The following is a 22,476-nucleotide window of genomic DNA, read 5'->3' as shown; positions in this document are numbered from 1 at the left end:
TCGTGACGAGCCCGGTGTGCAGGCTTGGAGGGCCAACGACCGCGTGCTCGCCCACGATTGCCAGCTGTTCGTGCTCACGGATCCGGGCACGCTTGAGGATGTGTCGTCCCTGGCCACGCAGCTCGGCCGCAAGAGCGGCATCACGCCGGTGCTGCAGTTCCGCCGTTCGGGCGACGCCGCCGTGCTCGTCACGCGCGTGGAAAGCGGCCTGTCCCTCACCGAATATCTGAACGGACCGGCCCGCGGCACGATCAGCTTCGAGGCGATGCGTTCGATCATCGCCGAAACCGCGACCATCGCGACCGCGCTGGAACAGCCGCGTCTGTCCACCGACACGATCCGCATCTCCGTGCAGGGCATCGAGATCGCAGATGCGCCGCTGGCCGGCCTGCTCGTCGAGCCGACGAAGGCCCCCAAGACGATTCAGGGCGAACAGCTCGCCATCCGTCAGCTGGCGTCCGTGCTGTACGCGATGCTGACGCGCCGCCCGACCTCGCTGAACACGACGTACGATCTCGCGTCGATCGGCGACATCCCCGGCGAATTCCACGTGATTCTGTCCCGCGGTCTGGAGCTCACCAAGGAGGACGGCCGCCGCAGCGAGCCTATGCTCACGCTGAGCGAGCTGACCGCGCTGCTGGGCGAGTGCAAGCCGCTCACCGACCTGACCGATCAGGACATCGCGCTGCCGTCCGATGCCGGCGCCGGCTCGATCGCCACCGTGCATGTGCGCGACATGCGCAATGAGCATCTGACCAGCCTGCCGCATCACGTGGTCACGACCGAGAAGCTGCCGGACCTCACCATCCACCGCCCGCTCACCGAGGCGGAGGCCGCACGTCACGCCGAACAGGTGGTGGCCGAGCAGAACAAGCAGACGTTCGCCGAAATGCAGGCCGCGTTCGACAACTATTCGCCGCGCGTGCTCGGCGACCAGCCGGGCCGTCTGCCCACCGACGCGAAGGGCAAGCCGATGCGCATGCCGGCGCTGCCCGAACGTCCTGCTTCCGACGACTCCGGTTATCAGAACTATCAGGGGTACCAGGGTTATCAGGGCGACGACCTGTTCCACGAGTTCTCGTTCCAGACGCAGGCGCTGCCGACGATGCCGTCCGGCGCGAATCCCGGCGAGGAGACCACGCGCATCCCCGTGTTCGTCGATCCGAACATGGCCACCGAGGCGATCGACGTGTCGTCGGTGCGTCACGAGATGAAGGCGAAGTCCGCGGCTCCGGCCGCCGGCGCCGCTGGCGCGACGTCCGGTGCGGCGAGTGCGGGGGCCCCGGTTGCGAGCGCGGGTGCGGCCGGTGCGGCCGTCGCCGTCGCCGGCGGCGCGGGCGCGCCTGCCGCGGCGGGGACGTCCGGTGCGAACGGTGCATCCGGTGCGAACGGTGCATCCGGTGCGAACGGTGCATCCGGTGCGAACGGTGCGAACGGAACGATCGGAACGCAGGCCGGGAACGGCGTTGCCGGCGCGAACGCCGGTGCCGTTCCGCCGAGCATTCCCATTCCCGACGCCGACGCGACGATCGTCGACATGGCGCCGATCGGCCATGACGGTGTGGCCGGAACGCCGGTGGCGTTCGCGCCCGCGCCGCACGCGCGCGGCGTCGCCATGCCGGACGCGTCGATGCAGCAGCCGCCGAGCTTCACCCCGAAGGAGTCTCCGGTGCAGGCCGATGCCGCCCAGGGCGACGGCGATAATCTCGCGAAGCAGCGTCTGTTCGGCAAGATGACCACGACGGTGGTGGTGGTCATCGTCGCCAGCGTGCTCATCGTCGCGGCACTCGTGTTCGCGGTGCTGACGTTCATGCACAGCAACACCAACCCGGCGGACAGCGGCGTCGACAAGAACAACCAGTGGCCGAGCCAGAAGAACCTGGAGAACGTGCCGTTCGGCGACACGTCCAACAACGAGACGTCCAACGACTCCAACGGCGCCTCCACCAACGGCTCCGCCGAATCCGACATCGAATACATCAACGTCACCGCCGCCTACTACCGCTGAGTGACCCCGGTTTTCGGCCCCCTCTGACGAGGGGGCTGTCAGCCGAAGGCTGACTGGGGGAGAGACCGCGGCCGCAGGCCGCGAAAAACTAAATCGGCCTATGGCCGATACTATTTCTCCGCGGCCTGACGCCCGCTCTTCTTCTCTCCCTCCGTCATCGCTTCGCGATGACACCTCCCTCCTCAGAGGGAGGCTTTCTTTATCGGCCCCTCTTGGCCGACTGAGGGAGAGAACCCCCTTGGCTAGGCTGTCAGTATGACTGTGCATAACGTGATCATCATCGGTTCGGGGCCGGCCGGTTACACGGCGGCCATCTATCTGGGTCGCGCCGGCTTGCGCCCGGTGCTCGTCACCGGCGCCCTCGCCCCCGGCGGCCAACTCGTCAACACCACCGAAGTGGAGAATTTCCCCGGGTTCCCGGACGGTATTCTCGGCCCCGATCTGATGGACGCGATGCGCGCCCAGGCGGAGCGTTTCGGCACCGAGTTCATTCATGAGGACGTCACGTCGATCGCACTCGGTGACACGACCGACGGCGAGAACGATGCCACGGGTAGCATCAAGCGCGTCACGTTGGATTCCGGCGACGTGCTGGAATCCCGCGCGGTGATCGTCGCCACCGGATCGTCCTACCGCAAGCTGGGCGTGCCCGGCGAGGAGGAGTATTCCGGTCACGGCGTCTCCTATTGCGCCACCTGCGACGGGTTCTTCTTCAGGAACAAGCCGATCATCGTGGTCGGCGGCGGTGATTCCGCGTTCGAGGAGGCGCTGTATCTGACGCGATTCGGTTCGTCGGTCACGCTGATCCATCGTCGCGACGAGTTCCGCGCCTCCGCAATCATGGTGGAACGCGCCCGCGCAAACGACAAACTCACCCTCCTCACCAACACCGTCGTCACCACCATCCACGGCGGAAATGCGGATTCCGGTACCGCGGCCGTCGGCGCAGATGTTGCGGGATTTGGTGCGGGCGCCGCGAACGCGAGTACCGCAATCGGCGCTAACGCCACCTCCCCGGCGACGTCCTCCCTCCCGACCTCGCTCTCCCTCAAACCGATCGGCGGCATCACCCTGAACGCCGGCAAAACGGGAGGCCTCGGTCTCGCCGGTGGCGCGGATAGCGCCGGTGCCGGCGCGGTGGCCAACGCACTATCCGCTTCCGCCACGAACGGCGTGACCGGTGCCGCACCCACTCTCGCCGCAGCCAGCGTAACCAACGCCAGCACGGCAGGATTCTCGCTCAAGCTGGGCAACGCGCTGGGCGGCGTGACGCTGCCCGCGGCCGCGCCGGCGGCCGGCAGCGTCACGTCCGTCGACATCCGCGATACGGTGACCGGCGAGACCGGCACGCTGGACACGGCGGCGGTGTTCGTCGCGATCGGGCACTCCCCCGCGACCGCGTTCACCGGTGACGTGGTGAAGAAGGATGACGACGGCTACATTCTCGTGGACGGCGCGAGCACGCGCACGTCCACGCCCGGCATCTTCGCCGCCGGCGACTGCGTCGACCGCACCTACCGCCAGGCCATCAGCGCCGCCGGCATGGGCTGCCGAGCCGCCCTCGACGCCCAAGACTATCTCGCCGACTGAGGCAAGAACCGAACCACTTGGCCCCCTCTGACGAGGGGGCTCCCGGCGAAGCCGGGTGGGGGAGAGACCGCGGCCGTCAGGCCGCGAAAACGGAATCGGCCTACGGCCGATACAATTTCCCCGCGGTCTCACGGCCGCTCCCCTTCTCTCCCTCCGTCATCGCTTCGCGATGACACCTCCCTCATCAGAGGGAGGCAAATCTTCATCAGCTCGTTTACACACGCCTCCGGCGTGTGCTTTACGGCGATGAATATCCCGTCAGAGGGAGGCATATCGGATTACGCGTGATGGATAATCCTCTCCTGCTTGCTGAGAATGACTACGCTGGAATCGTGTGAAGGAATATAATCGCGGCAATGTGGCCAATGTGCGTTCCCTGCGTCGCAATATGACGCCGTGGGAGCGGAAGCTGTGGTACGAATTTCTACGAGGTCAGCCTGTCCGATGGCAACGTCAGAAGCCTATCGCTGATTTCATCGTCGATTTCTATTGCGCCAAAGCCCAGTTGGCCATCGAATTGGATGGCGGTGGACACTACGCGCAATCCCAACGTAATCAGGATAATCAACGCACGGCATTGCTGAACCAACAGGGAATACAGGTCGTCAGATTCAGCAATCACGATGTGGACACACGATTCTACGAAGTATGCACGGTAATCGACCGCCCGACAAAGGAGCGTCTTGCCGCATTAGGAAGATGCTAACCCGATTGCCTCCCTCTGACGGGACATCGCCGTAAAGCAAACGCCGGAGGCGTTTGTAGGCGATGTGCGAGCCGACAGGCGAGCCGATATGAGGCCAGCCGCAGGCTGTCCGTTGTTACGGACGAGGTGGCCGCCGCAGGCGGCCGGAGGGAGAGAAGAAAAGCGGCCGTAGGCCGCGGAGAAATTGTATCGGCCGTAGGCTGATTCCGTATTCTGCGGCCTGCGGCCACGGGTCTCTCCCCCACCCGGCTCCGCTGGGAGCCCCCTCGTCAGAGGGGGCCGAGAATGCTGGCATGCGCGATAGCGCGTGTCCGAGGTTAGCGCCAGTCGTCCTTTTTGTTGTCTTGGGGCATGAGGAGGCCTAGGATGCGGTCCATGTCTTCGGGGGACGAGAAGACGATCTCGATGCGGCCGTGCTTCGGGGTGCCCTTGATTGAGACCTTGGTGTCGAAGCGGTCCTCGAGGTTGCTCTTGATCGGCGAGCCGGCCCACGGATCGTTCTTGCGCGCCTTCGGCTTCTTCGGTTCCTTGTCGTCGAGGTTCGCCATCGCGACGATCTCCTCGGTGCTGCGCACGGACAGGCCTTCCGCGATGATGCGGACGGCGAGCTTGTCCATCGCCTCGGGGTCGTTGAGTCCGAGGAGGGCGCGCGCATGGCCGGCGGTGAGGATGCCGGCGGCGACCTTCTTCTGCACGCCGGCGGGAAGGTTGAGCAGTCGGAGCGTGTTGGCAATCTGCGGGCGCGACTTGGAGACCGACTTGGAGAGCTGCGCCTGCGTCAGACCGAACTCGTCGATCATCTGCTGGTAGGCGGCGGCCTCTTCGAGCGGGTTCAGGGCGACGCGATGCAGGTTCTCCAGCAGGGCGTCGCGCAGCATATCGTCGTCGGCGGTCGTCTTGACGATGGCGGGGATTGTCTCGAGTCCGGCGAGCTGGGATGCGCGCCAACGGCGTTCGCCCATGATGAGCTCGTACGGGCTGTCCATGCGGCCATCGAACTGGTTGGCTGGCTCGTGGCCTTCCTGCGCCTTGCGGGCTGCCTCGATCTGGGCGGCGGGACGCTTCCGCACGACGATCGGCTGGAGGACGCCGACTTCCTTGATGGAGGCGGACAGTTCGTTGAGATCGTCCTCGTCGAAGACGGTACGCGGCTGGTGGGTGTTCGGACCGATGTCGGACAACTTGAGCTCGGCCAGGTAGCCGCCCTCGACCGGCTTCAGCTCCGGCTTCTCGTCGGCCTCCTTCTTCACGGTTTCACGTGAAACATGCTGCTCGGTCGCCTTCTCCAGCGGGGACTGGCGGGAGGTGATCGACGACTGGATCGGCTTCTCCACGACGGCGCTGGTGACGGTGTCGTTGAAGAACATGTCGCTCGGATGGGCGATGTCGCTCAGTGCCGGCATCGCGGCGCGATGCTGCTTCTTCGGCTTGGAGGAGGATTTCGGCTCGCTCTTCTTCTTGGTTTCACGTGAAACAGAGACGGGCTTCACCTCCAGCTTCCTGCGCTGGGGGATGTCATGCTTGGGCTTCTCCTCCGGAGAGTCCTCCCCCGGCAGTTCGGGGAACAGCGCGCCGAGGCCCTTGCCGAGACGGGATTTCGATGACATATCAGGCCTCCTTCATCCTGGTCGCGATGGCTTCCAATACGTTTTCGGAACGGCGGGTGATCTCCAGCGCGGCCTCGCCGTAGGAGATGGCACCCATGCCGTGCGGGTCATAGACGATGACGCTCTTGCTGAAGCTCGGCGCCTCTGAGATCTTCACCGTGCGCGGAATCGTCGTGTCGAGCACGATGGACGGGTAGTGCTTCTTCACTTCGTTGTACACCTCGCGGCTCAGCAGCGTACGACGGTCGAACATCGTGATGAGCATCGTGGACACGGTCAGACTCGGGTTGAAGTGGTCCTGGACCAGGCCGATCGTGTTGATGAGCTGGCCGAGGCCTTCGAGCGCGTAGTACTCCGCCTGGATCGGGATGAGCATCTCGTGCACGGCGCACATCGCGTTGATGACGAGCAGACCGAGGCTCGGCGGGCAGTCGATGAACACGTAGTCGTAGTGGTTCTCGGATTCCCCGAGGAACTTGTCGACGGCCTCCTTGAGCAGGGAGTTGCGGTTCGGCAGGTCGGCGACCTCGAGTTCCGCGCCGGACAGATCGATGGAGGCAGGCACCACGTCGAGGTTGTCGAAGTCGGGGCACGGCTGCATGGCCTCGGCCAGCGTGAGACGGCCTTCGAGCACGTCGTACACGGACGGCTCCCCCGAGGCGTGGCTCACACCCAATGCAGTGGAGGCGTTGCCCTGCGGATCCATGTCGATGACCAGGACGCGCATCCCGTGCTCGGCCAGCGCGGCCGCCAGGTTCACCGTCGACGTGGTCTTGCCAACGCCGCCCTTCTGGTTCGCGATGGCGATCAGACGCGTCCGGGACGGCTTCGGGAACTTCTGCTGCTGCAGCTTGGCGTAACGATTGGACTCCAATGCGATCTCCGCACCGACCGGCGACTCCCCCTCGGCGAAGATGCGCCTGATGGTCTGTTCGGCGGACTCCATCGGATTCTGATTATCGGCCATGACCTCTCCTTGACAACACAACATGCTGGAATCCGACCCCATTCGGGATCGGATTCCAGCACTGCCCACTTATCCACAAAAATGTGGATAAGTGTGGATAACTCGATTCTCTGGCTGTGGACGGACTGTTTTCGTTGGTTTCAAATCCTCAATATATCAACGTTCTTCGGCACAGCCACCGTTCGGTTGACAATGTGGATAACTTTGTTCGACCTGTGGAAATGTGGAAAACCGCACCCCTATCGCTTATCGACCAGCACCACGTGCGTCGGCTCCAGACCGGGTCCGACCTGGGCCTCGACGACCCTCGGATTCACGCCGCGGCGCTTGCCGATCTCCTTGGCGGCCTTGTCAATCTCCGCCTGGGCGGAACGTCCCTTGAGCGCGACGAGCCTGCCGTGGGGCTTCAGCAGCGGCAGCGTCCACCCGGCGAGCTTGGTCATCGGGGCGACGGCGCGGCAGGTCACCACGGCGTACGGATGCAGGTCGCGGTCATGGCGCATGGCGTCGATGACCTCTTCGGAGCGGGCACGGAACACGCTCACGTTCTTGAGCCCCATCGCGTCACGACATTCCTTGAGCCATTCCACGCGACGTTCCATCGGCTCGATCAACGTGAACTCATGGTCAGGCAGGCACGCTGCTGCCACCAGACCGGGGAATCCACCGCCACTGCCGACGTCGGCCACGGTCTTGAACCGCTCGCCTTCGGTCGCCTCACGCACGAACGGCACGATCGCCGCCGAGTTGAGGATATGCCGCTCCCAGATGATGTTGACGTCGCGCGGGCCGATGAGCCCACGCGGCTCCCCTTCCTCGGCGAGTTTCACGTGAAACACGCGCAACGGCTCATAGGCGTCGCCGAGCACATCGCGCAGCACCGGCGAACCGTCCAGCTGGTCGGCCATACCACTCCCCTCTTCTCTCTGCGGTTTCCTGCAGTCTCAATCGATCGTCACACGGACCGGACGGACGTCACTCCTCGTCGGAGTCGTCCGCGTTGGCGCGCAGGTAGATGGTGACGTAACGATGCGGTTCCTCGCCGTGGGAGCGGGACTTCAGCCCCTCCTCGCGCACGACGTCGTGAACGACCTTGCGTTCGAAGGAGTTCATCGGCTTGAGGTCGACCGGCTCGCCGGTCTCCTTGACCTCGTCGACGGCGTCGAGCGCGATGTCGTGCAGACGCTGGCGCTTGCGCTTGAGGAATCCGTCGACGTCGACGATGAGCCGGGAACGCTCGCCGGTCTTCTGCTGCACGGCGAGACGGGTGAGCTGCTGGAGCGCGTCGACCACTTCCCCGTTGCGGCCGATGAGATGCTTGATGTCGGTGTCGTCGTCGGCAACGATCTGCACCATCGGGCGGCCGTTGCGCACGCCCATCTCGATGTCGCCCTCGTAGTCGGCGATGTCGAGCAGTCCTTCCAGGTAGTCGGCGGCGATGTCGGCTTCGTCGTTGAGCTGATCCACCGTCTTGTCGTCATTCTGGGCCATGAGGTCCTCCTTCGATCATGGGTCTATGGGAATAGTCTAAACCAGCCATCCGCTCCAGCCACGTAGGCGAGCCGGGATAGCTCGGCCCGGTGCTTCACGGTTTCACGTGAAACACCGGGCCTTACTTACTCATCATTTCTTTTTGTTCTTGTTCTTGCGCTGAGGCTGCTGGCGCTGATAGCCGCGCGATTCCTTCTGCTGCGCCTCGACCTTGGCCTTCTCCAGCGCCTCATCCTCGAGGGACAGCTGGCCGGCCTTGGCGCGGCGGGCGTTCTCCTTCTCGTGGTCGCGGACTTCCTTGGCGTCGGCCGCAGGCGATCCGGGAGTCGGGAAGGCGTACATCTGCCAGAAGGTACGCAGCAGGTTGCACACGTTGTTCGTCAGCCAGTAGACCAGCACGGCGAACGGCATCGTGATGCCGGAGAAGATGTACATGACCGGGAAGATCCACAGCATGGTCTTCTGCATCGTGGCCGCCTGGCCCTGCATGGTGGCCGGGTTCATGTTCTTGTTCATGTTGATCCACTGCATGAAGAACATGCAGCCGCACATGAGCGCCACGAACACCACGATGATCGCCTTGGCCGTCATATCGCCGTTGCCGAACGTGCTGGTGGTGTTCACCAGGCCGAGCACCTTGGATTCGGAGAACTGCTTCGCGGTCTCCACGTCGAAGGCGCCGAGCGCCGCACGCTTGCCGCGCGCGATGTACGGGATGGCGGACAGCACGTAGAACATGCACATGAAGACGGGGCCCTGGATGAGCATCGGCAGGCACGAACCGGCCGGGTTCGCGTCGTTGTCCTGATAGAGCTTCATCATCTCGCGGCTCAGGGCCTCTTTACTGGCCTGGTCCGTCTTGCCCTTGTACTTGTTCTGGATCTTCTGCATCTTCGGCTGCAGCGCCTGCATCTTGCGCATCGACAGCATCTGCTTGTAGAAGATCGGGAGGATGCACGCGTGCACGACGAGCACGAGCACGATGATGGACAGCACCCACGAGACGCCGACCGGGTTCATGCCGAGCATGACGAAGAAGTCATGGACGACCTTCATGATCTGCGTCATCAGCCACTCGACCGGGGTCAGGATCTTGTACAGCCAACCCCAGAAGCCGCTGTCCAGCAGGAATTGATTTTGGTTCATGGTAAGGGATTCCCCCATTCGTCAGTCGGCAACGGCGTCAATCGAGGTTCCTCGTGAGCCTTCGACCATCGGAAACGATAGAACAACGAGAAACGTCGGGGCACGTCGTCGATGCCGCCGCGGCTCCACGGCCGGCACCGCAGCAGGCGCAGCACGGCGAGCATTCCCCCACGCAGGGCGCCGAACCGCGCCACCGCTTGGATGGCATAGTTCGAGCAGCTTGGATAGTACCGACAACACGGCACCGCACGATGCGCGGAGAACGTGCGCTGATACCAGCGCACCCCGCGGATCATCATGGCGGCCATGCCGTTCATCGCGTCACCGTTCCCGGATATCCCGATCGATCCGTTCGGCGATCTTCGCGAACGCCGAGGCCACCTGCCCGTCCAAGGACTCGAACGGAGCCGAAGCCGCGCTCGGCTTGGCGCGCATCACGATGTCGCACCCCTCGGGCAGCCGGTCCTCATACGCGCGCGCGAGCACGCGGAAACGACGTTTGACCGTATTGCGCGTGACGGCGTTCCCGACCGCTTTTGATACGGCGAGACCCATGCGCCGCGCTTCGGGCGCCACCAGGGTACGCGTATGCGAATCGTCGCGCACCAGATAGTGCACGACGATGTCGTTGCGCGAAACCTTGTGACGGCGTTTCAGCACGGCGACGAATTCGCTGTGGCTTTTCAGCCGTTCCACGACCGTCTTGAAAAGTCTAAGACGCCGACCGTCTGAATCAGGCGGCCAGGGTCTTGCGGCCCTTGGCGCGACGACGGTTGATCAGGGCGCGGCCGGAACGGGTGCGCATGCGCTGACGGAAGCCGTGCTTCATGTGACGACGGCGGTTGTTGGGCTGGAAGGTCCTCTTCATAGTTGTGCTCCTAAGTCTTTCGGCCACGCTGACGCGCGGCTCCCACGTGAGTCAAGCTATACCAAACTACCCTCACCCCTCCCCCAACGTCAACACAGGTGCATTTCATTCACAATTCACCGTTCCGACACGACACGCCGCGACACGCCGAAAGCGCCATATGACGCCGTTCCGAAGCCGCGAGTTATCCACAAATTACAGGAATGTTATTCACAATCCAATGATTGCAACACGCAAGCCTGTGGATAACTTCCAAGCTATGAGTAACAATGGTGTGCGCACTTTATTCGTTCGAGCAGTGGAAGGAGGACCGGCATGGCCGATGAACCCCGCGACCCGGTGACCGAGGCCAACCATATCTGGTCCGACACGCTGACGCTGCTCAAGCACAATTCCTCGCTTTCCCCGCGCGACAAGGGATGGCTGGAAGGCGTGTACCCGGAGGGCGTGTTCGGCACGACCATCGTGCTGTGCGTCGAGAACGCCGGAACCCGCCAGGCGCTGGAGAACGAACTGCGCCGCCCGCTGCTCGAGGCGATGAACATGGTCACCGGTCAGGACATGACGCCGGCGTTCAAGATCGCGCCGCGACGACCGTCCACACCGAAGACGGAGAACATCGCGCCGTCGCGCCGCGCCTCCGCATCGAAGCGGGGAGGCGCGATGGACGCCGAGAACCCGCCGTCCATCGCCGATCTCGGCAAGGAGCCGTTCGGTTCGCGCGGTCCGGTGCCGAACGTGCCGACCTCGATGCCGGCCACGATTCCGACCCCGGTTGACATGGCGACCGCCGCCGGATACCCGATGAGCCGCAACAAGGTGGCCCGCGATCCGGAGACCCACCTCAACAAGAACGCGACGTTCGACACGTTCGTCCCCGGCGATTCCAACCGTTTCGCCCGCACCGTCGCCCTCGCCGTGGCCGAGGGATCGGGCCGCGACTTCAACCCGCTGTGTATCTACGGCGGTTCCGGTCTGGGCAAGACCCACCTGCTCAACGCGATCGGCAACTACGCGCTCGTCAAGGACCCGAGCCTCAAGGTGCGATACGTGAATTCCGAGGAGTTCACGAACGAGTTCATCGAGGCACTGCAGAACACGACCCAGAACCAGGGCCAGATCGCCGAATTCAACCGGCGCTACCGCGAGGTCGACGTCCTGCTCATCGACGACATCCAGTTCCTGGGCGGCAAGGAGGCCACCCTGGAGCAGTTCTTCCATACGTTCAACGCGCTGCATCAGGCGAACAAGCGCATCGTCATCGCCTCCGACGTCGCGCCGAAGAACCTCAAGGGCTTCGAGGCGCGACTGATCTCGCGCTTCGATTCGGGTCTGACCGTCGACGTGAAGCCGCCGGACCTCGAGACCCGCATCGCGATCCTGCGCATGATGGCCTCGATGAACCACAGCAACATCCCCAACGATGTGCTCGATCTCATCGCCGAACGCTTCACGGAGAACATCCGCGAGCTGGAGGGCGCGCTGACCCGCGTCACCGCCGTCGCCAGCTTGAGCAACCAGCCGGTCACGCGCACGATGGCCGAGCAGACGCTGCAGGATTTCTTCACCACCGACGTGGAGGTGAAGCCCACCGACATCATCAGCCAGGTGGCGAAGTACTTCCATCTGTCGTTCGACGACATCGTCGGCAAGTCGCGCATGAAGAACATCGCGATCGCGCGGCAGGTGGCCATGTACCTCACGCGCGAGATGACCAGTCTGAGCCTCGTCGACATCGGCAAGGTGTTCGGCGGCAAGGACCACACGACGGTGATGCACGCCTGCGACCGCATCTCCAACGGCATGCAGGACCGTCAGGAGATCTACAACTACGTGATGGAACTGACCGTCAGGCTGAAACAGGGAAACACCGACTTCAAGCAGAAGTAGGATCGGCTCTCGGCTCCCCTTGTCAGGGAGCTGGCGCGCGAAGCGCGACTGAGGGGTAGTTCACGGAGCTGTATCGCGCGGGGTTTCTCACCTTGATACGGGGGTCTCTCCCCCAGTCAGCCTTCGGCCGACAGCCCCCTCGTCAGAGGGGGCCAAGATGGATTGCGCGCAGTGTTCCGACGAAGGTCATCGTCGACCTTTGGCTGGCTCGATCGCGTGTGGCGAACGAATTCGCGATCCGTCGAGACGCGTCCGAAAAATGCATTGAAAACGTTCGCCAGAATCGATTCTCTCGGCCGAAATCACCCCGCGACACTCCGTAGCACGAGAAAAAGTGGGGTAAAGTTATCCACATACTTATTCACAAATGTGGGTAACCTCAGTGGAAAACCGGTGGATGACCGCCCGTTTTCATGTGGATAACCAGTGGATGAACCCGCATCGAATGTGGAAAACCGAAAAGAGACCCGAAGCCTGTGGATAACTCGCCGATTTATCCACAATATCTCGATGAGTTATCCACATTTTTCCACTGCCGCCGAAACGAGACGCCACAAGCCCTCAGCGAGGGTTTTCCACACTATCCACAAGCCTTATTACGACTACTACTTACGTGTTCTCTTGACTCACCATAGTGGGAACGTCACCTTCCGCGCGAGCGAAGCGAAGCGCGGGGCGCAATCGCCTAGAATGAATCCCAGCTCAGGAAAAAGCCGAAAATCGTTCGCCACAACGCATCGTGCGGGATTCGCGCAAGGAGCCGTCCGGGAGAATCGCGTGTGACGAACGAAAACGACGAAAAACGAAACGAAAGCAGGCACCATGAAGGTCGAAATCAACTCCTCTGCGCTGGCGGACGCCGTCGCGTGGACCACCAGGGTCATCGACGCCCGCCCGTCGAACCCGATCCTCGCCGGCATCAAGCTCGAAGCGGTCGACGGAACGCTACAGCTGTCGGCGTTCAACTACGAGATCTCCGCCCGTCACCACATCGAGGCCGGCGTCGACGAGGCCGGTTCGGTGCTCGTGCTCGGCAAGCTGCTCGCCGACATCACCAAGTCGCTGCCCGGCGAGAAGACCTACCTCGCCACCGACGGCTCGACGATGACGATCACCTCCGGCAAGTCGACCTTCACGCTGCAGCTCATGCCCGAGGCCGAATACCCGGATCTGCCTGGAATTCCGGGCAAACTCGGCCAGGTCGACGCCCCGACCTTCGTGCAGGCGGTCGCCCAGGCGTGCGTCGCGGTCTCCCGCGAGGAGAACCGCCCGGTCCTGACCGGCGTGCGCATGCAGTTCGACGGCGACAAGGTGATCATGACCTCGACCGACCGCTTCCGCTTGTCGCGTGCCAGCTTCACCTGGACTCCGAACGACATGGACGTGAACACGACGACGCTGGTGCGCGGTTCGCTGCTGCGCGACATCGCCCGTTCGCTCGACGAGCACCAGAACGTCGTCGTCGATTTCGACGTGGACTCCCCCTCGCTGCTCGGTTTCGAGAACGCCGGCCGCACCTCCACCTCGCAGCTCATCGACGGCGAGTTCCCGGCGGTCGACCGACTGTTCGCCGACGACTACCCGATTCAGGCGGTGGTCGATCGCCAGTCGCTGATCGCCGCGATCAAGCGAGTCGCGCTGGTCGCTGAGCGCAACGCCCCGATCCGCATGGTGTTCTCCGGCCAGGAGGTCACGCTGTCCGCTGGCGCGATCGACGAGGCGCAGGCCACCGAGGTGCTCGACATCGACATGGACGGCGACGACATCACCGTCGCGTTCAACCCGTCCTACCTGATCGAGGGTCTGAGCGCGATCACCGAACCGTTCATCCGCATGAAGATGACGACCGCGGTCAAGCCGGTCGAGTTCAACGGCCAGCAGGAGGCCGACTCCGACGAGTCGATGGACTACCGCTACCTGCTCGTCCCGATGCGCTTCAACAGCTGACCGGAAACGGCGGCGCTTGCGGTAGCGTTAGCGATATCGCAAATTCGCCCGCCGTAACAAATATCATCATCGATACCACGGCCGGGGCCCCACGCTCCGGCCTTCCCAATCCGCACAAGTCCCCGCGAAACGCACAAAACCGAACATCCTGGCGCATGCCCCACTTCGCCCCACTCCCCCGTCCCCGTCAATCATCCGCCAATCGCCCATCAATCACCCGCGATTCCAGCCGAATCCCCGCCGATCACCCCACACCGAAAGGCCGCAATCCCATGTACGTCTCCCGCCTCGCGCTCGACCACTACCGCTCCTGGGGGCAGCTGGTGGTCGACTTCGCGCCCGGCGTCAACGTGCTCCACGGCGCGAACGGTCTGGGCAAGACGAACATCGTCGAGGCGGTCGAGGTGCTGTCCACCGGAACCAGCCACCGCACGTCGTCGTCGCTGCCGCTCGTCGAGCGCGGCGCGACGAAGGCCACGATCCGCGCGAACGTGACGGACGGCGACGGGCGCGCGGCGGACGGCGCGGCTGCGGCCGACGCCGGCACCGCCGCCGCGACGCCCGCGCGCACCGTCACCTACGAGGCGACGATTGCGGCGCGCGGCGCGAACCGCGCACGCGTCGACGCCGGTCCCTCCCGCTACCTGCGCGACATCGTCGGCGAGGTGCCGTCCGTCGCGTTCACGCCGGACGACCAGCGTCTCGTCGCCGGCGACCCGGCCACGCGCCGCAACTTCCTCGACCAGGCGGGCGCGCTGCTCGTCCCGCGGTACGCGGAACGCCAGCAGCGCTTCACGCGCATCGCCCGGCAGCGCGCGACGCTCCTCAAGCAGCTCCAGAGCCGCGAGGGCGCGTTCGACGCGGCCCTGAGCGGCCTGGAGATCTGGACCGGCCAGTTCATCGACGCGGGACTTGAGCTCACGCGCGTGCGGGCGCGCATCGTCGACCGTCTCGCCGGCCCGTTCGCCGCGATCTACGCGCGGCTCGCGTCCGGGCGCGGCGAGGCGGGCCTCGCCTACGCGCCGTCGTTCGCCGAGGCGACGGCCGTTCCGGCCGGCCACGACGGCGACGCCGCGTTCGACCCGCGTCCCGCCATCGCCGCCCATTTCCAGCGCCTGTACGCGGGCGAGGTGGCGCGCGGCGTGAACCTCATCGGGCCGCAGCGCGACGACCTCGCCGTCACGCTCGACGGCGTCCCGGCGCGCGAGTTCGCGTCGAACGGCGAGATGTGGACGATGGCGTTGGCGCTCAAGATGGCGTTGTTCGAGGCGGTCACCGAGGAGCGCGGCGTGAAGCCCGTCGTCATCCTCGATGATGTGTTCGCGCAGTTGGACGAGTCGCGGCGCGAGCAGATCCTCGATTTCGCGATGCACCAGGACCAGGTGCTCATCACCGTGGCCGCGGCTGGCGACATCCCAGCGATGCCGGAGAGCGCGGCCGGACGCACGGTGAACGTCATCGACGTGGACGAGCTGCGGCGTGCGGCGGAGGCCGGCGACGCCGCGGCAGGCGCGACGCCGGAAGCGGCGGCGACGCGATGAAGCCGCCGATCGCCGTGACGCTGAAACTCGACCCGCGCGAACTGCCGGCGCAGGTGTTCGAGCGCTACGCGGCGCGCGAATCGTCGCGCAAGGCGCGCGCCGCACGCGCCGAGGCCGCGTGGGAGAGCTTCGGCAAGCCCGGGCGCGACCCGGCGCGGCTCGGCGGCGTCGCGAACCTGATCGCGCGCAACGGCGACTGGATTCCGCATTTGAAGCTCTCCGAACTCAACAACCACTGGGACCGCGTCGTCGGACCCGCCATCGCGCAGCACTCGCACGTGATCGCCCTGCGCGACGGGGTGCTCACGATCGGCACCGAATCGCAGGTGTGGGCGACGCAGCTCACCTACCTGATCCCGCAGCTGGAAAGCACGATCCGGCGCAATCTGGAGGGATTGACGGTCGAACGGATCCGCGTGGTCGGCCCGGCCGCCGGATACACGCGCAAGTGGGCGCGGCGGCGGTAGGCAAATCTCGGCCCCCTCTGACGAGGGGGGGCTCCCGCGAAGCGGGTGGGGGAGAGACCGGACAGGAAGGGACTTCGTCTCCGATATGCCCCTAAACGCGTTTCTACGGGGTGCTATGGCGTTCGTCGGCAAAAACGAGTAGAATTACCCGCAGTATGGCCGAAACGCTCCATGACCCCGTAACGGGCGATTTTGGGGCATAGGCCCGCGAAACAACCCTTCGCGTGAAGAACATGCAGGGAACATGTAGGAAGGAAGCCCTGTGGCGGATTCGTTGGACAATGCCGAGAGCAAGGAAGAACAGCTCAAGGCCGCGGACGAACACATCAACACCACCGAACTGCAGGAAGGCGAGCTCGACGAGTCGATGACCCCCGAGCATTACGACGCCTCCGACCTGAAGGTGCTCGAAGGCCTGGAGGCGGTGCGCATCCGCCCGGGCATGTACATCGGCTCGACCGGTCCGCGCGGCCTGCACCACCTCGTGTACGAGATCGTCGACAACTCCGTCGACGAGGCGCTCGCCGGCTACGCGAGCCACATCGAGGTGTCGATCCTGCCGGACAACGGCATCCGCGTCGTCGATGACGGCCGCGGCATCCCGGTCGACATCGTGCCCGGCGAGGGCGTCTCCGGCGTCGAGACCGTCATGACCAAGCTGCACGCCGGCGGCAAGTTCGGCGGCGGCGGCTACGCGGTCTCCGGCGGCCTGCACGGCGTCGGCATCTCCGTCGTCAACGCGCTCTCCACGCGCGTGGACGTCGAGGTGCGCCGTCAGGGCTTCCACTGGACGCAGACGTACATCAACCAGCACCCGACCGACCGCCTCGCCAAGGGCGAGCCGATGGCCGAGGGCGAGTCCACCGGCACGTCCGTCACGTTCTGGGCGGACCCGGCGATCTTCGAGACCACCGTCTACGACTTCGAGACGCTGCGCTCCCGCTTCCAGCAGATGGCGTTCCTCAACAAGGGCCTCAAGATCTCGCTGACCGACCTGCGTCAGGTCGACCAGGCGGGCGACGAGGTGGCCGGCGACGGCGACAACGTGGCCGAGGAGCTGCACCAGAGCGTCACCTACCAGTACGCGAACGGCATCAAGGACTACGTCGACTACCTCGTCAAGTCCCGCAAGGCGACGCCCGTCGAGGACGAGGTCATCAACTTCGACGCCGAGGACCTCAAGCTCGGCATCTCCGCCGAGATCGCGATGCAGTGGACCACCGCCTACTCCGAGGCCGTGCACACGTTCGCCAACACGATCTCCACCACCGAGGGCGGCACGCACGAGGAGGGCTTCCGCGCGGCGCTCACCTCGCTCGTCAACCGCTACGCGCGCGAGAAGAACATCCTCAAGGACAAGGACGAGAACCTGTCCGGCGACGACGTGCGCGAAGGCCTGACGGCCGTGGTGTCCGTCAAGCTCACCACCCCGCAGTTCGAAGGCCAGACGAAGACCAAGCTCGGCAACTCCGAGGCGAAGACCTTCGTGCAGCGCGTCATGACCGACAAGCTCGGCGACTGGTTCGACGCGCATCCGGGCGAGGCGAAGAACATCATCCAGAAGGCCATCGAGGCGTCCCGCGCACGTCTGGCCGCGAAGAAGGCGCGCGAGAACACGCGCCGCAAGTCGATCTTCGAGTCGGCCGGCATGCCGGACAAGCTCAAGGACTGCCAGTCCTCGAACCCGGAGGAGTGCGAGCTGTTCATCGTGGAGGGCGACTCCGCAGGCGGCTCCGCGATTCAGGGGCGCAACCCGATCACGCAGGCCATCCTGCCGCTGCGAGGCAAGATCCTCAACACCGAGCGCGCCAGCCTCGACCGCATGATGAAGTCCGACACCATCGAATCGCTGATCACCGCGGTCGGCGGCGGCTACGGCGAGGACTTCGACCTGTCGAAGGTGCGCTACCACAAGGTCATCATCATGGCCGATGCCGATGTGGACGGCGCGCACATCGCCACGCTGAACCTCACCCTGTTCTTCCGCTACATGCGCCCGATGATCACCGCCGGATACGTGTACGTGGCCATGCCGCCGCTGTATCGCCTCAAGTGGACCAAGGGCCCGCACGACTTCGTGTACACCGACTCCGAGCGCGACCGCGTGCTCGCCGAAGGCAAGGCGAAGGGACGCCAGCTGCCGAAGGGCGAAGGCATCCAGCGCTACAAGGGTCTGGGCGAGATGAGCTACCAGGAGTTGTGGGAGACGACCATGGACCCGGAACACCGCGTGTTGAAGCAGGTGCAGATCGAGGACGCCGCCGCGGCCGACGAGACGTTCTCGATGCTCATGGGCGACGAGGTCGAACCCCGCCGCCTCTTCATCCAGCGCAACGCCCGCAACGCCGCCTGGATCGACGCGTAGCGCGGGGACTGAATCCCCGCAACTCTGCGCCCCCTTTAGGGGGAGCTGGACGCCGCAGGCGGACTGAGGGGGTCCGTCCGCGGGGCTCACGCCGAAACCCCCTCAGTCAGCTTCGCTGACAGCTCCCCCTCAAAGGGGGAGCAAATCGCAGGGCAGCTGACAGCTTCCTTCACGGGAGCGAATCGAAGACAAAGGAAACGTAAGTGGCAGACGAGAACAACAACGATGACGGCCTGAACGAGGGCCAGATCGACGGCCAGCCGACCGGCGACGGCTCGATGGAGCCGTTGAGCCCGCAGGAGGCCGACAACACCGACTACGGCCTGATGACCGGCGAACGCATCCAGCGCAAGGACCTCCAGGTCGAGATGCGCGAGTCGTACCTCGCGTACGCGATGAGCGTCATCGTGGACCGCGCCCTCCCGGACGTGCGCGATGGCCTGAAGCCCGTGCACCGCCGCGTGATCTACGCGATGTACGACGGCGGCTACCGCCCCGACCGCGGCTACAACAAGTGCTCCCGCGTCGTCGGCGACGTGATGGGCAAGTACCACCCGCACGGCGACTCCGCGATCTACGACACCCTCGTGCGCATGGCCCAGTCGTGGTCGATGCGCTACATGCTCGTCGACGGCCAGGGCAACTTCGGCTCCCCCGGCGACGACCCGGCCGCCGCCATGCGTTACACCGAGTGCCGCATGGCGCCGCTCTCGATGGAGATGGTGCGCGACATCGACAAGGAGACCGTCGACTTCGTGCCCAACTACGACGGCAAGACGCAGGAGCCGACCGTGCTGCCCGCGCGCTTCCCGAACCTGCTGTGCAACGGCTCGTCCGGCATCGCCGTCGGCATGGCGACGAACATCCCGCCGCACAACATGCGCGAGGTGGCGGACGGCGTGCACTGGGCGCTCGACCACCCGGACGCGAGCCGCGAGGAGCTGCTCGACGCGCTCATCGCCCGCATCAAGGGCCCCGACTTCCCGACCGGCGCGACGATCCTCGGCCACAAGGGCATCGAGCAGGCGTACCGCACCGGCCGCGGCCTGATCACGATGCGCGCCGTCGTGAACACCGAGGAGATCAAGGGCCGCATGTGCCTGGTCGTCACCGAACTGCCGTACCAGGTGAACCCGGACCGTCTCGTCGTGTCCATCCGCGAGGCCGTGCGCGACGGCAAGATCCAGGGCATCGCCGACATGCGCGACGAGACGTCCGGCCGCACCGGCCAGCGCCTCGTGCTCGTGCTCAAGCGCGACGCCGTGCCGAAGGTCGTGCTCAACAACCTGTACAAGCACTCCCAGCTGCAGCAGACGTTCGGCGCGAACATGCTTGCGCTCGTCGACGGCGTGCCGCGCACGCTCTCCCTCGACGCGTTCGTGCGCCACTGGGTCGCCCACCAGCTCGACGTGATCGCCCGCCGCACCGCGTACCTGAAGCGCGAGGCCGAGGAGCGCGACCACATCCTGCAGGGCTACCTCAAGGCCCTCGACATGATCGACGAGGTCGTGGCCCTGATCCGTCGCTCCCCCGACGCCGACGCCGCGCGCACCGGCCTGATGGAGCTGCTCGACGTGGACCAGGTGCAGGCCGACGCGATCCTCGCGATGCAGCTGCGCCGCCTCGCCGCCCTCGAACGGCAGAAGATCCTCGACGAGCACAACGAGCTCATGCGCAAGATCGCCGACTACGCGGACATCCTCGCCAAGCCGGAACGCCAGCGCAAGATCGTCGGCGACGAGCTCGACGAGATCGTCGCCAAGTACGGCGACGACCGCCGCACGCGCATCCTGCCGTTCTCCGGCGACATGACCGAGGAGGACCTGATCCCCGAGGAGAACGTGGTCGTCACCGTCACGCACTCCGGCTTCGTCAAGCGCACCAAGGCCGACGAATACCGCGCGCAGCACCGCGGCGGCAAGGGCATCAAGGGCGCCAAGCTGCGCGAGGACGACGTGGTGGACCACTTCTTCCTCACGTCCACGCACAACTGGCTGCTGTTCTTCACGAACAAGGGCCGCGTGTACCGCCTCAAGGCGTACGAGCTGCCCGAGGGCTCGCGCGACTCGAAGGGCCAGCACGTGGCGAACCTGCTGCAGTTCGGCCCGGACGAGAGTATCCAGGCCGTGCTGTCCATCCCGAACTACGAGGTCGCCAAGTACCTGGTGCTCGCCACGCGTTCCGGCAAGGTGAAGAAGACCGCGCTGTCCGAATACGATTCGCCGCGCCAGGGCGGACTCATCGCCGTGCGCCTCATGGCCGACGAGAACGGCGACGCCGCGGACGAGCTGATCGGCGCCGCGCTGTGCAACGCCGAGGACGACATCATCCTCGTCTCCAAGCTCGGCATGAGCCTCAAGTTCCAGGCTGACGACGCCCAGCTGCGCCCGATGGGCCGCCAGACCGCCGGCGTGCAGGGCATGAAGTTCCGCGACGGTGACGAGCTGCTCGCGATGGACGTCGTGCCGTCCGAGACCGACAAGGACCTGCTCGTCGTCACGAACGAGGGCTTCGCCAAGCGTTCCGCGATCTCCGAGTACCGTCTCCAGGGCCGCAACGGCCTCGGCATCAAGGCCGTGCAGCTCGCCGAGGGACGCGGCTCTCTGGTCGGCGCGGTCGTCGTCTCCGAGGACGACCAGGTGCTCGCCATCATGAAGTCCGGCAAGGTGATCCGCTCCGCCGTGGCCGAGGTCAAGCGCACCGGCCGCAACACGCAGGGCGTCACGCTCGCCAAGCCCGACAAGGGCGACGAGATCATCTCCATCGCGCGCAACGAGGAGACGGACGACGAGGAGCAGCCCGCCGACGGACAGACGCCCGCCGGCGCGGACGCGACGGACGCCGCGGAAACGACCGCCGACTCCGCCGCCGGCGCCGCCGTCGAGGCGGCCGGCGCGGAGACTGTGAACAACGGGCCGGAGCAGGCGTAATCGTCTGCGAAGATTGCTAGTCTCTCTAGAGATTCAGCGAATCGTGAAGGAGCAACATGAGCGACAACCAAGAAGAGCTGCACGAGGAGCGCGTGCCGGAAGTGAAGCTGCCCGAGCGGCCCGAAGCCGAGCAGGAGCATGCGCCGCGCGTGGCCCGTTCCGTATCCAACAAGCCGCTGATCGATGAATCCCAGGCACGCGAGCACGCCGAATCCAAGGCGCAGCCGTCCGCCGGCGTCTCCGGCGGCATCAAGGTCCGTCCGGCCGTGCGCCGCGGCACCCCGCGCGCCCGCCGCATGAACCTGTCCCTCACGCGACTCAACGTGTGGAGCGTGGCGAAGGTGTCGTTCATGATGTCCATCGCCGGCGCGCTCATCCAGATCATCGCCGCGGCCCTCGTCTGGCTGTTGCTCAACGTGGTCGGCGTGTTCGACCAGATCACGCAGATCGTCGCCTCCACCGGCCTCAACGCGGACGGCTTCAACCTGGCGCAGGTGTTCTCCCTGCCCACCGTCCTGTCCGCCGTGACGATCTTCTCCATCGTCGAGATCGTGCTGGTCACGATCCTCACCGTGGTCGTCGCCGCGATCTACAACGTCGTCAGCTCCCTCGTCGGAGGCGTCCACGTGACGCTCGGCGACGACTGATCGCCGGCTGACGGATAGGCCGGTATCCGACCGGTTTCGCAACGCAAAGGGCCCGCTTCGGCGGGCCCTTCGTCGTATGCAGGCTGTGTGGGGAGAGCGTGTGGAGTGTGTGCGTATGCGGGGTCGTATTGGGCATAAGGGGGCGGGGATGCCTGCTCCCCCATGCTTGGGGGAGCTGTCGGCGAAGCCGACTGAGGGGGGGCTCGAAATTGCGGAAGGAAGTCCGCCGATCGCTCCTCCGCGGCATGGTGCAGCCTGTCCGTTCGTCCCTCGATGAGAACCGGGGGTGTTTCCATGTCGAGGGAC

At 65.2% G+C, this 22,476-nt stretch carries 18 protein-coding genes; 10 read left to right on the top strand and 8 right to left on the bottom strand.

Annotation, left to right across the window (positions count from 1 at the left end):
- Positions 1 to 16: 16 nt before the first annotated feature.
- From AC1AYP_RS05970 to AC1AYP_RS05960, 3 genes are all read left to right on the top strand, one after another.
- On the top strand, positions 17 to 2,008 hold the full coding sequence (locus tag AC1AYP_RS05970; RefSeq protein ID WP_476547130.1) for a protein kinase family protein: 1,992 nt from the start codon (positions 17 to 19) through the stop codon (positions 2,006 to 2,008).
- A 255-nt stretch (positions 2,009 to 2,263) separates the two neighbouring features.
- On the top strand, positions 2,264 to 3,598 hold the full coding sequence (locus AC1AYP_RS05965) for an NAD(P)/FAD-dependent oxidoreductase (protein ID WP_476547128.1): 1,335 nt from the start codon (positions 2,264 to 2,266) through the stop codon (positions 3,596 to 3,598).
- A gap of 334 nt (positions 3,599 to 3,932) precedes the next feature.
- Positions 3,933 to 4,304, top strand: a complete 372-nt coding sequence (locus tag AC1AYP_RS05960; RefSeq protein WP_476547126.1) for an endonuclease domain-containing protein — start codon at positions 3,933 to 3,935, stop codon at positions 4,302 to 4,304.
- A 317-nt stretch (positions 4,305 to 4,621) separates the two neighbouring features.
- Here AC1AYP_RS05960 and AC1AYP_RS05955 read toward each other — a convergent pair whose 3' ends face one another.
- The 8 genes from AC1AYP_RS05955 to rpmH form a co-directional block, all read right to left on the bottom strand.
- Entirely contained in the window at positions 4,622 to 5,911 is a 1,290-nt protein-coding gene (locus tag AC1AYP_RS05955) for a ParB/RepB/Spo0J family partition protein (protein ID WP_476547124.1), read from the bottom strand.
- A 1-nt stretch (position 5,912) separates the two neighbouring features.
- Positions 5,913 to 6,857: a ParA family protein gene (locus AC1AYP_RS05950; RefSeq protein WP_476547171.1), complete on the bottom strand. Its 945-nt coding sequence runs from the start codon at positions 6,855 to 6,857 to the stop codon at positions 5,913 to 5,915.
- A gap of 260 nt (positions 6,858 to 7,117) precedes the next feature.
- A complete protein-coding gene (gene rsmG / locus AC1AYP_RS05945) occupies positions 7,118 to 7,786 on the bottom strand; it encodes a 16S rRNA (guanine(527)-N(7))-methyltransferase RsmG (protein ID WP_476547122.1) in 669 nt (222 codons plus the stop codon).
- Between the two features lie 67 nt (positions 7,787 to 7,853).
- Positions 7,854 to 8,369 carry a Jag family protein gene (locus AC1AYP_RS05940; protein WP_034525659.1) on the bottom strand — a complete coding sequence of 172 codons (516 nt, stop codon included), beginning with the start codon at positions 8,367 to 8,369 and terminating at the stop codon, positions 7,854 to 7,856.
- Positions 8,370 to 8,501: 132 nt separating this feature from the next.
- Complete coding sequence (yidC, locus tag AC1AYP_RS05935; RefSeq protein WP_476503276.1) at positions 8,502 to 9,515, bottom strand: membrane protein insertase YidC; 1,014 nt, start codon at positions 9,513 to 9,515, stop codon at positions 8,502 to 8,504.
- A complete protein-coding gene (gene yidD / locus AC1AYP_RS05930) occupies positions 9,512 to 9,811 on the bottom strand; it encodes a membrane protein insertion efficiency factor YidD (protein ID WP_476547170.1) in 300 nt (99 codons plus the stop codon). Before yidD ends, yidC begins: the two co-directional genes overlap by 4 nt.
- A gap of 25 nt (positions 9,812 to 9,836) precedes the next feature.
- A complete protein-coding gene (gene rnpA / locus AC1AYP_RS05925) occupies positions 9,837 to 10,211 on the bottom strand; it encodes a ribonuclease P protein component (RefSeq protein WP_476503277.1) in 375 nt (124 codons plus the stop codon).
- 37 nt (positions 10,212 to 10,248) lie between these two features.
- A complete protein-coding gene (gene rpmH / locus AC1AYP_RS05920) occupies positions 10,249 to 10,383 on the bottom strand; it encodes a 50S ribosomal protein L34 (RefSeq protein ID WP_034525651.1) in 135 nt (44 codons plus the stop codon).
- 315 nt (positions 10,384 to 10,698) lie between these two features.
- On the opposite strand from rpmH, the gene dnaA reads away from it, so the two are divergent.
- The 7 genes from dnaA (at position 10,699) to AC1AYP_RS05885 (ending at position 22,170) form a co-directional block, all read left to right on the top strand.
- Entirely contained in the window at positions 10,699 to 12,273 is a 1,575-nt protein-coding gene (dnaA, locus tag AC1AYP_RS05915) for a chromosomal replication initiator protein DnaA (protein WP_476547120.1), read from the top strand.
- 822 nt (positions 12,274 to 13,095) lie between these two features.
- On the top strand, positions 13,096 to 14,220 hold the full coding sequence (dnaN, locus tag AC1AYP_RS05910; protein ID WP_476503279.1) for a DNA polymerase III subunit beta: 1,125 nt from the start codon (positions 13,096 to 13,098) through the stop codon (positions 14,218 to 14,220).
- 272 nt (positions 14,221 to 14,492) lie between these two features.
- Positions 14,493 to 15,761, top strand: coding sequence for a DNA replication/repair protein RecF (gene recF, locus AC1AYP_RS05905; RefSeq protein ID WP_476547119.1), 1,269 nt, complete (start codon positions 14,493 to 14,495; stop codon positions 15,759 to 15,761).
- The gene (locus AC1AYP_RS05900) at positions 15,758 to 16,228 is read left to right on the top strand and encodes a DciA family protein (protein ID WP_034525641.1); all 471 of its coding nucleotides are present in this window, start codon (positions 15,758 to 15,760) and stop codon (positions 16,226 to 16,228) included. Before recF ends, AC1AYP_RS05900 begins: the two co-directional genes overlap by 4 nt.
- Before the next feature lie 262 nt (positions 16,229 to 16,490).
- Positions 16,491 to 18,593, top strand: a complete 2,103-nt coding sequence (gyrB, locus tag AC1AYP_RS05895; RefSeq protein ID WP_420796381.1) for a DNA topoisomerase (ATP-hydrolyzing) subunit B — start codon at positions 16,491 to 16,493, stop codon at positions 18,591 to 18,593.
- 203 nt (positions 18,594 to 18,796) lie between these two features.
- On the top strand, positions 18,797 to 21,523 hold the full coding sequence (gene gyrA / locus AC1AYP_RS05890; RefSeq protein WP_476547117.1) for a DNA gyrase subunit A: 2,727 nt from the start codon (positions 18,797 to 18,799) through the stop codon (positions 21,521 to 21,523).
- Between the two features lie 56 nt (positions 21,524 to 21,579).
- The gene (locus AC1AYP_RS05885) at positions 21,580 to 22,170 is read left to right on the top strand and encodes a DUF3566 domain-containing protein (RefSeq protein ID WP_476503284.1); all 591 of its coding nucleotides are present in this window, start codon (positions 21,580 to 21,582) and stop codon (positions 22,168 to 22,170) included.
- The last annotated feature ends 306 nt before the right edge of the window (positions 22,171 to 22,476 follow it).

The organism is Bifidobacterium sp. LH_424 (assembly GCF_056356895.1).
This window is presented reverse-complemented; position numbering and strand designations above follow the sequence as displayed.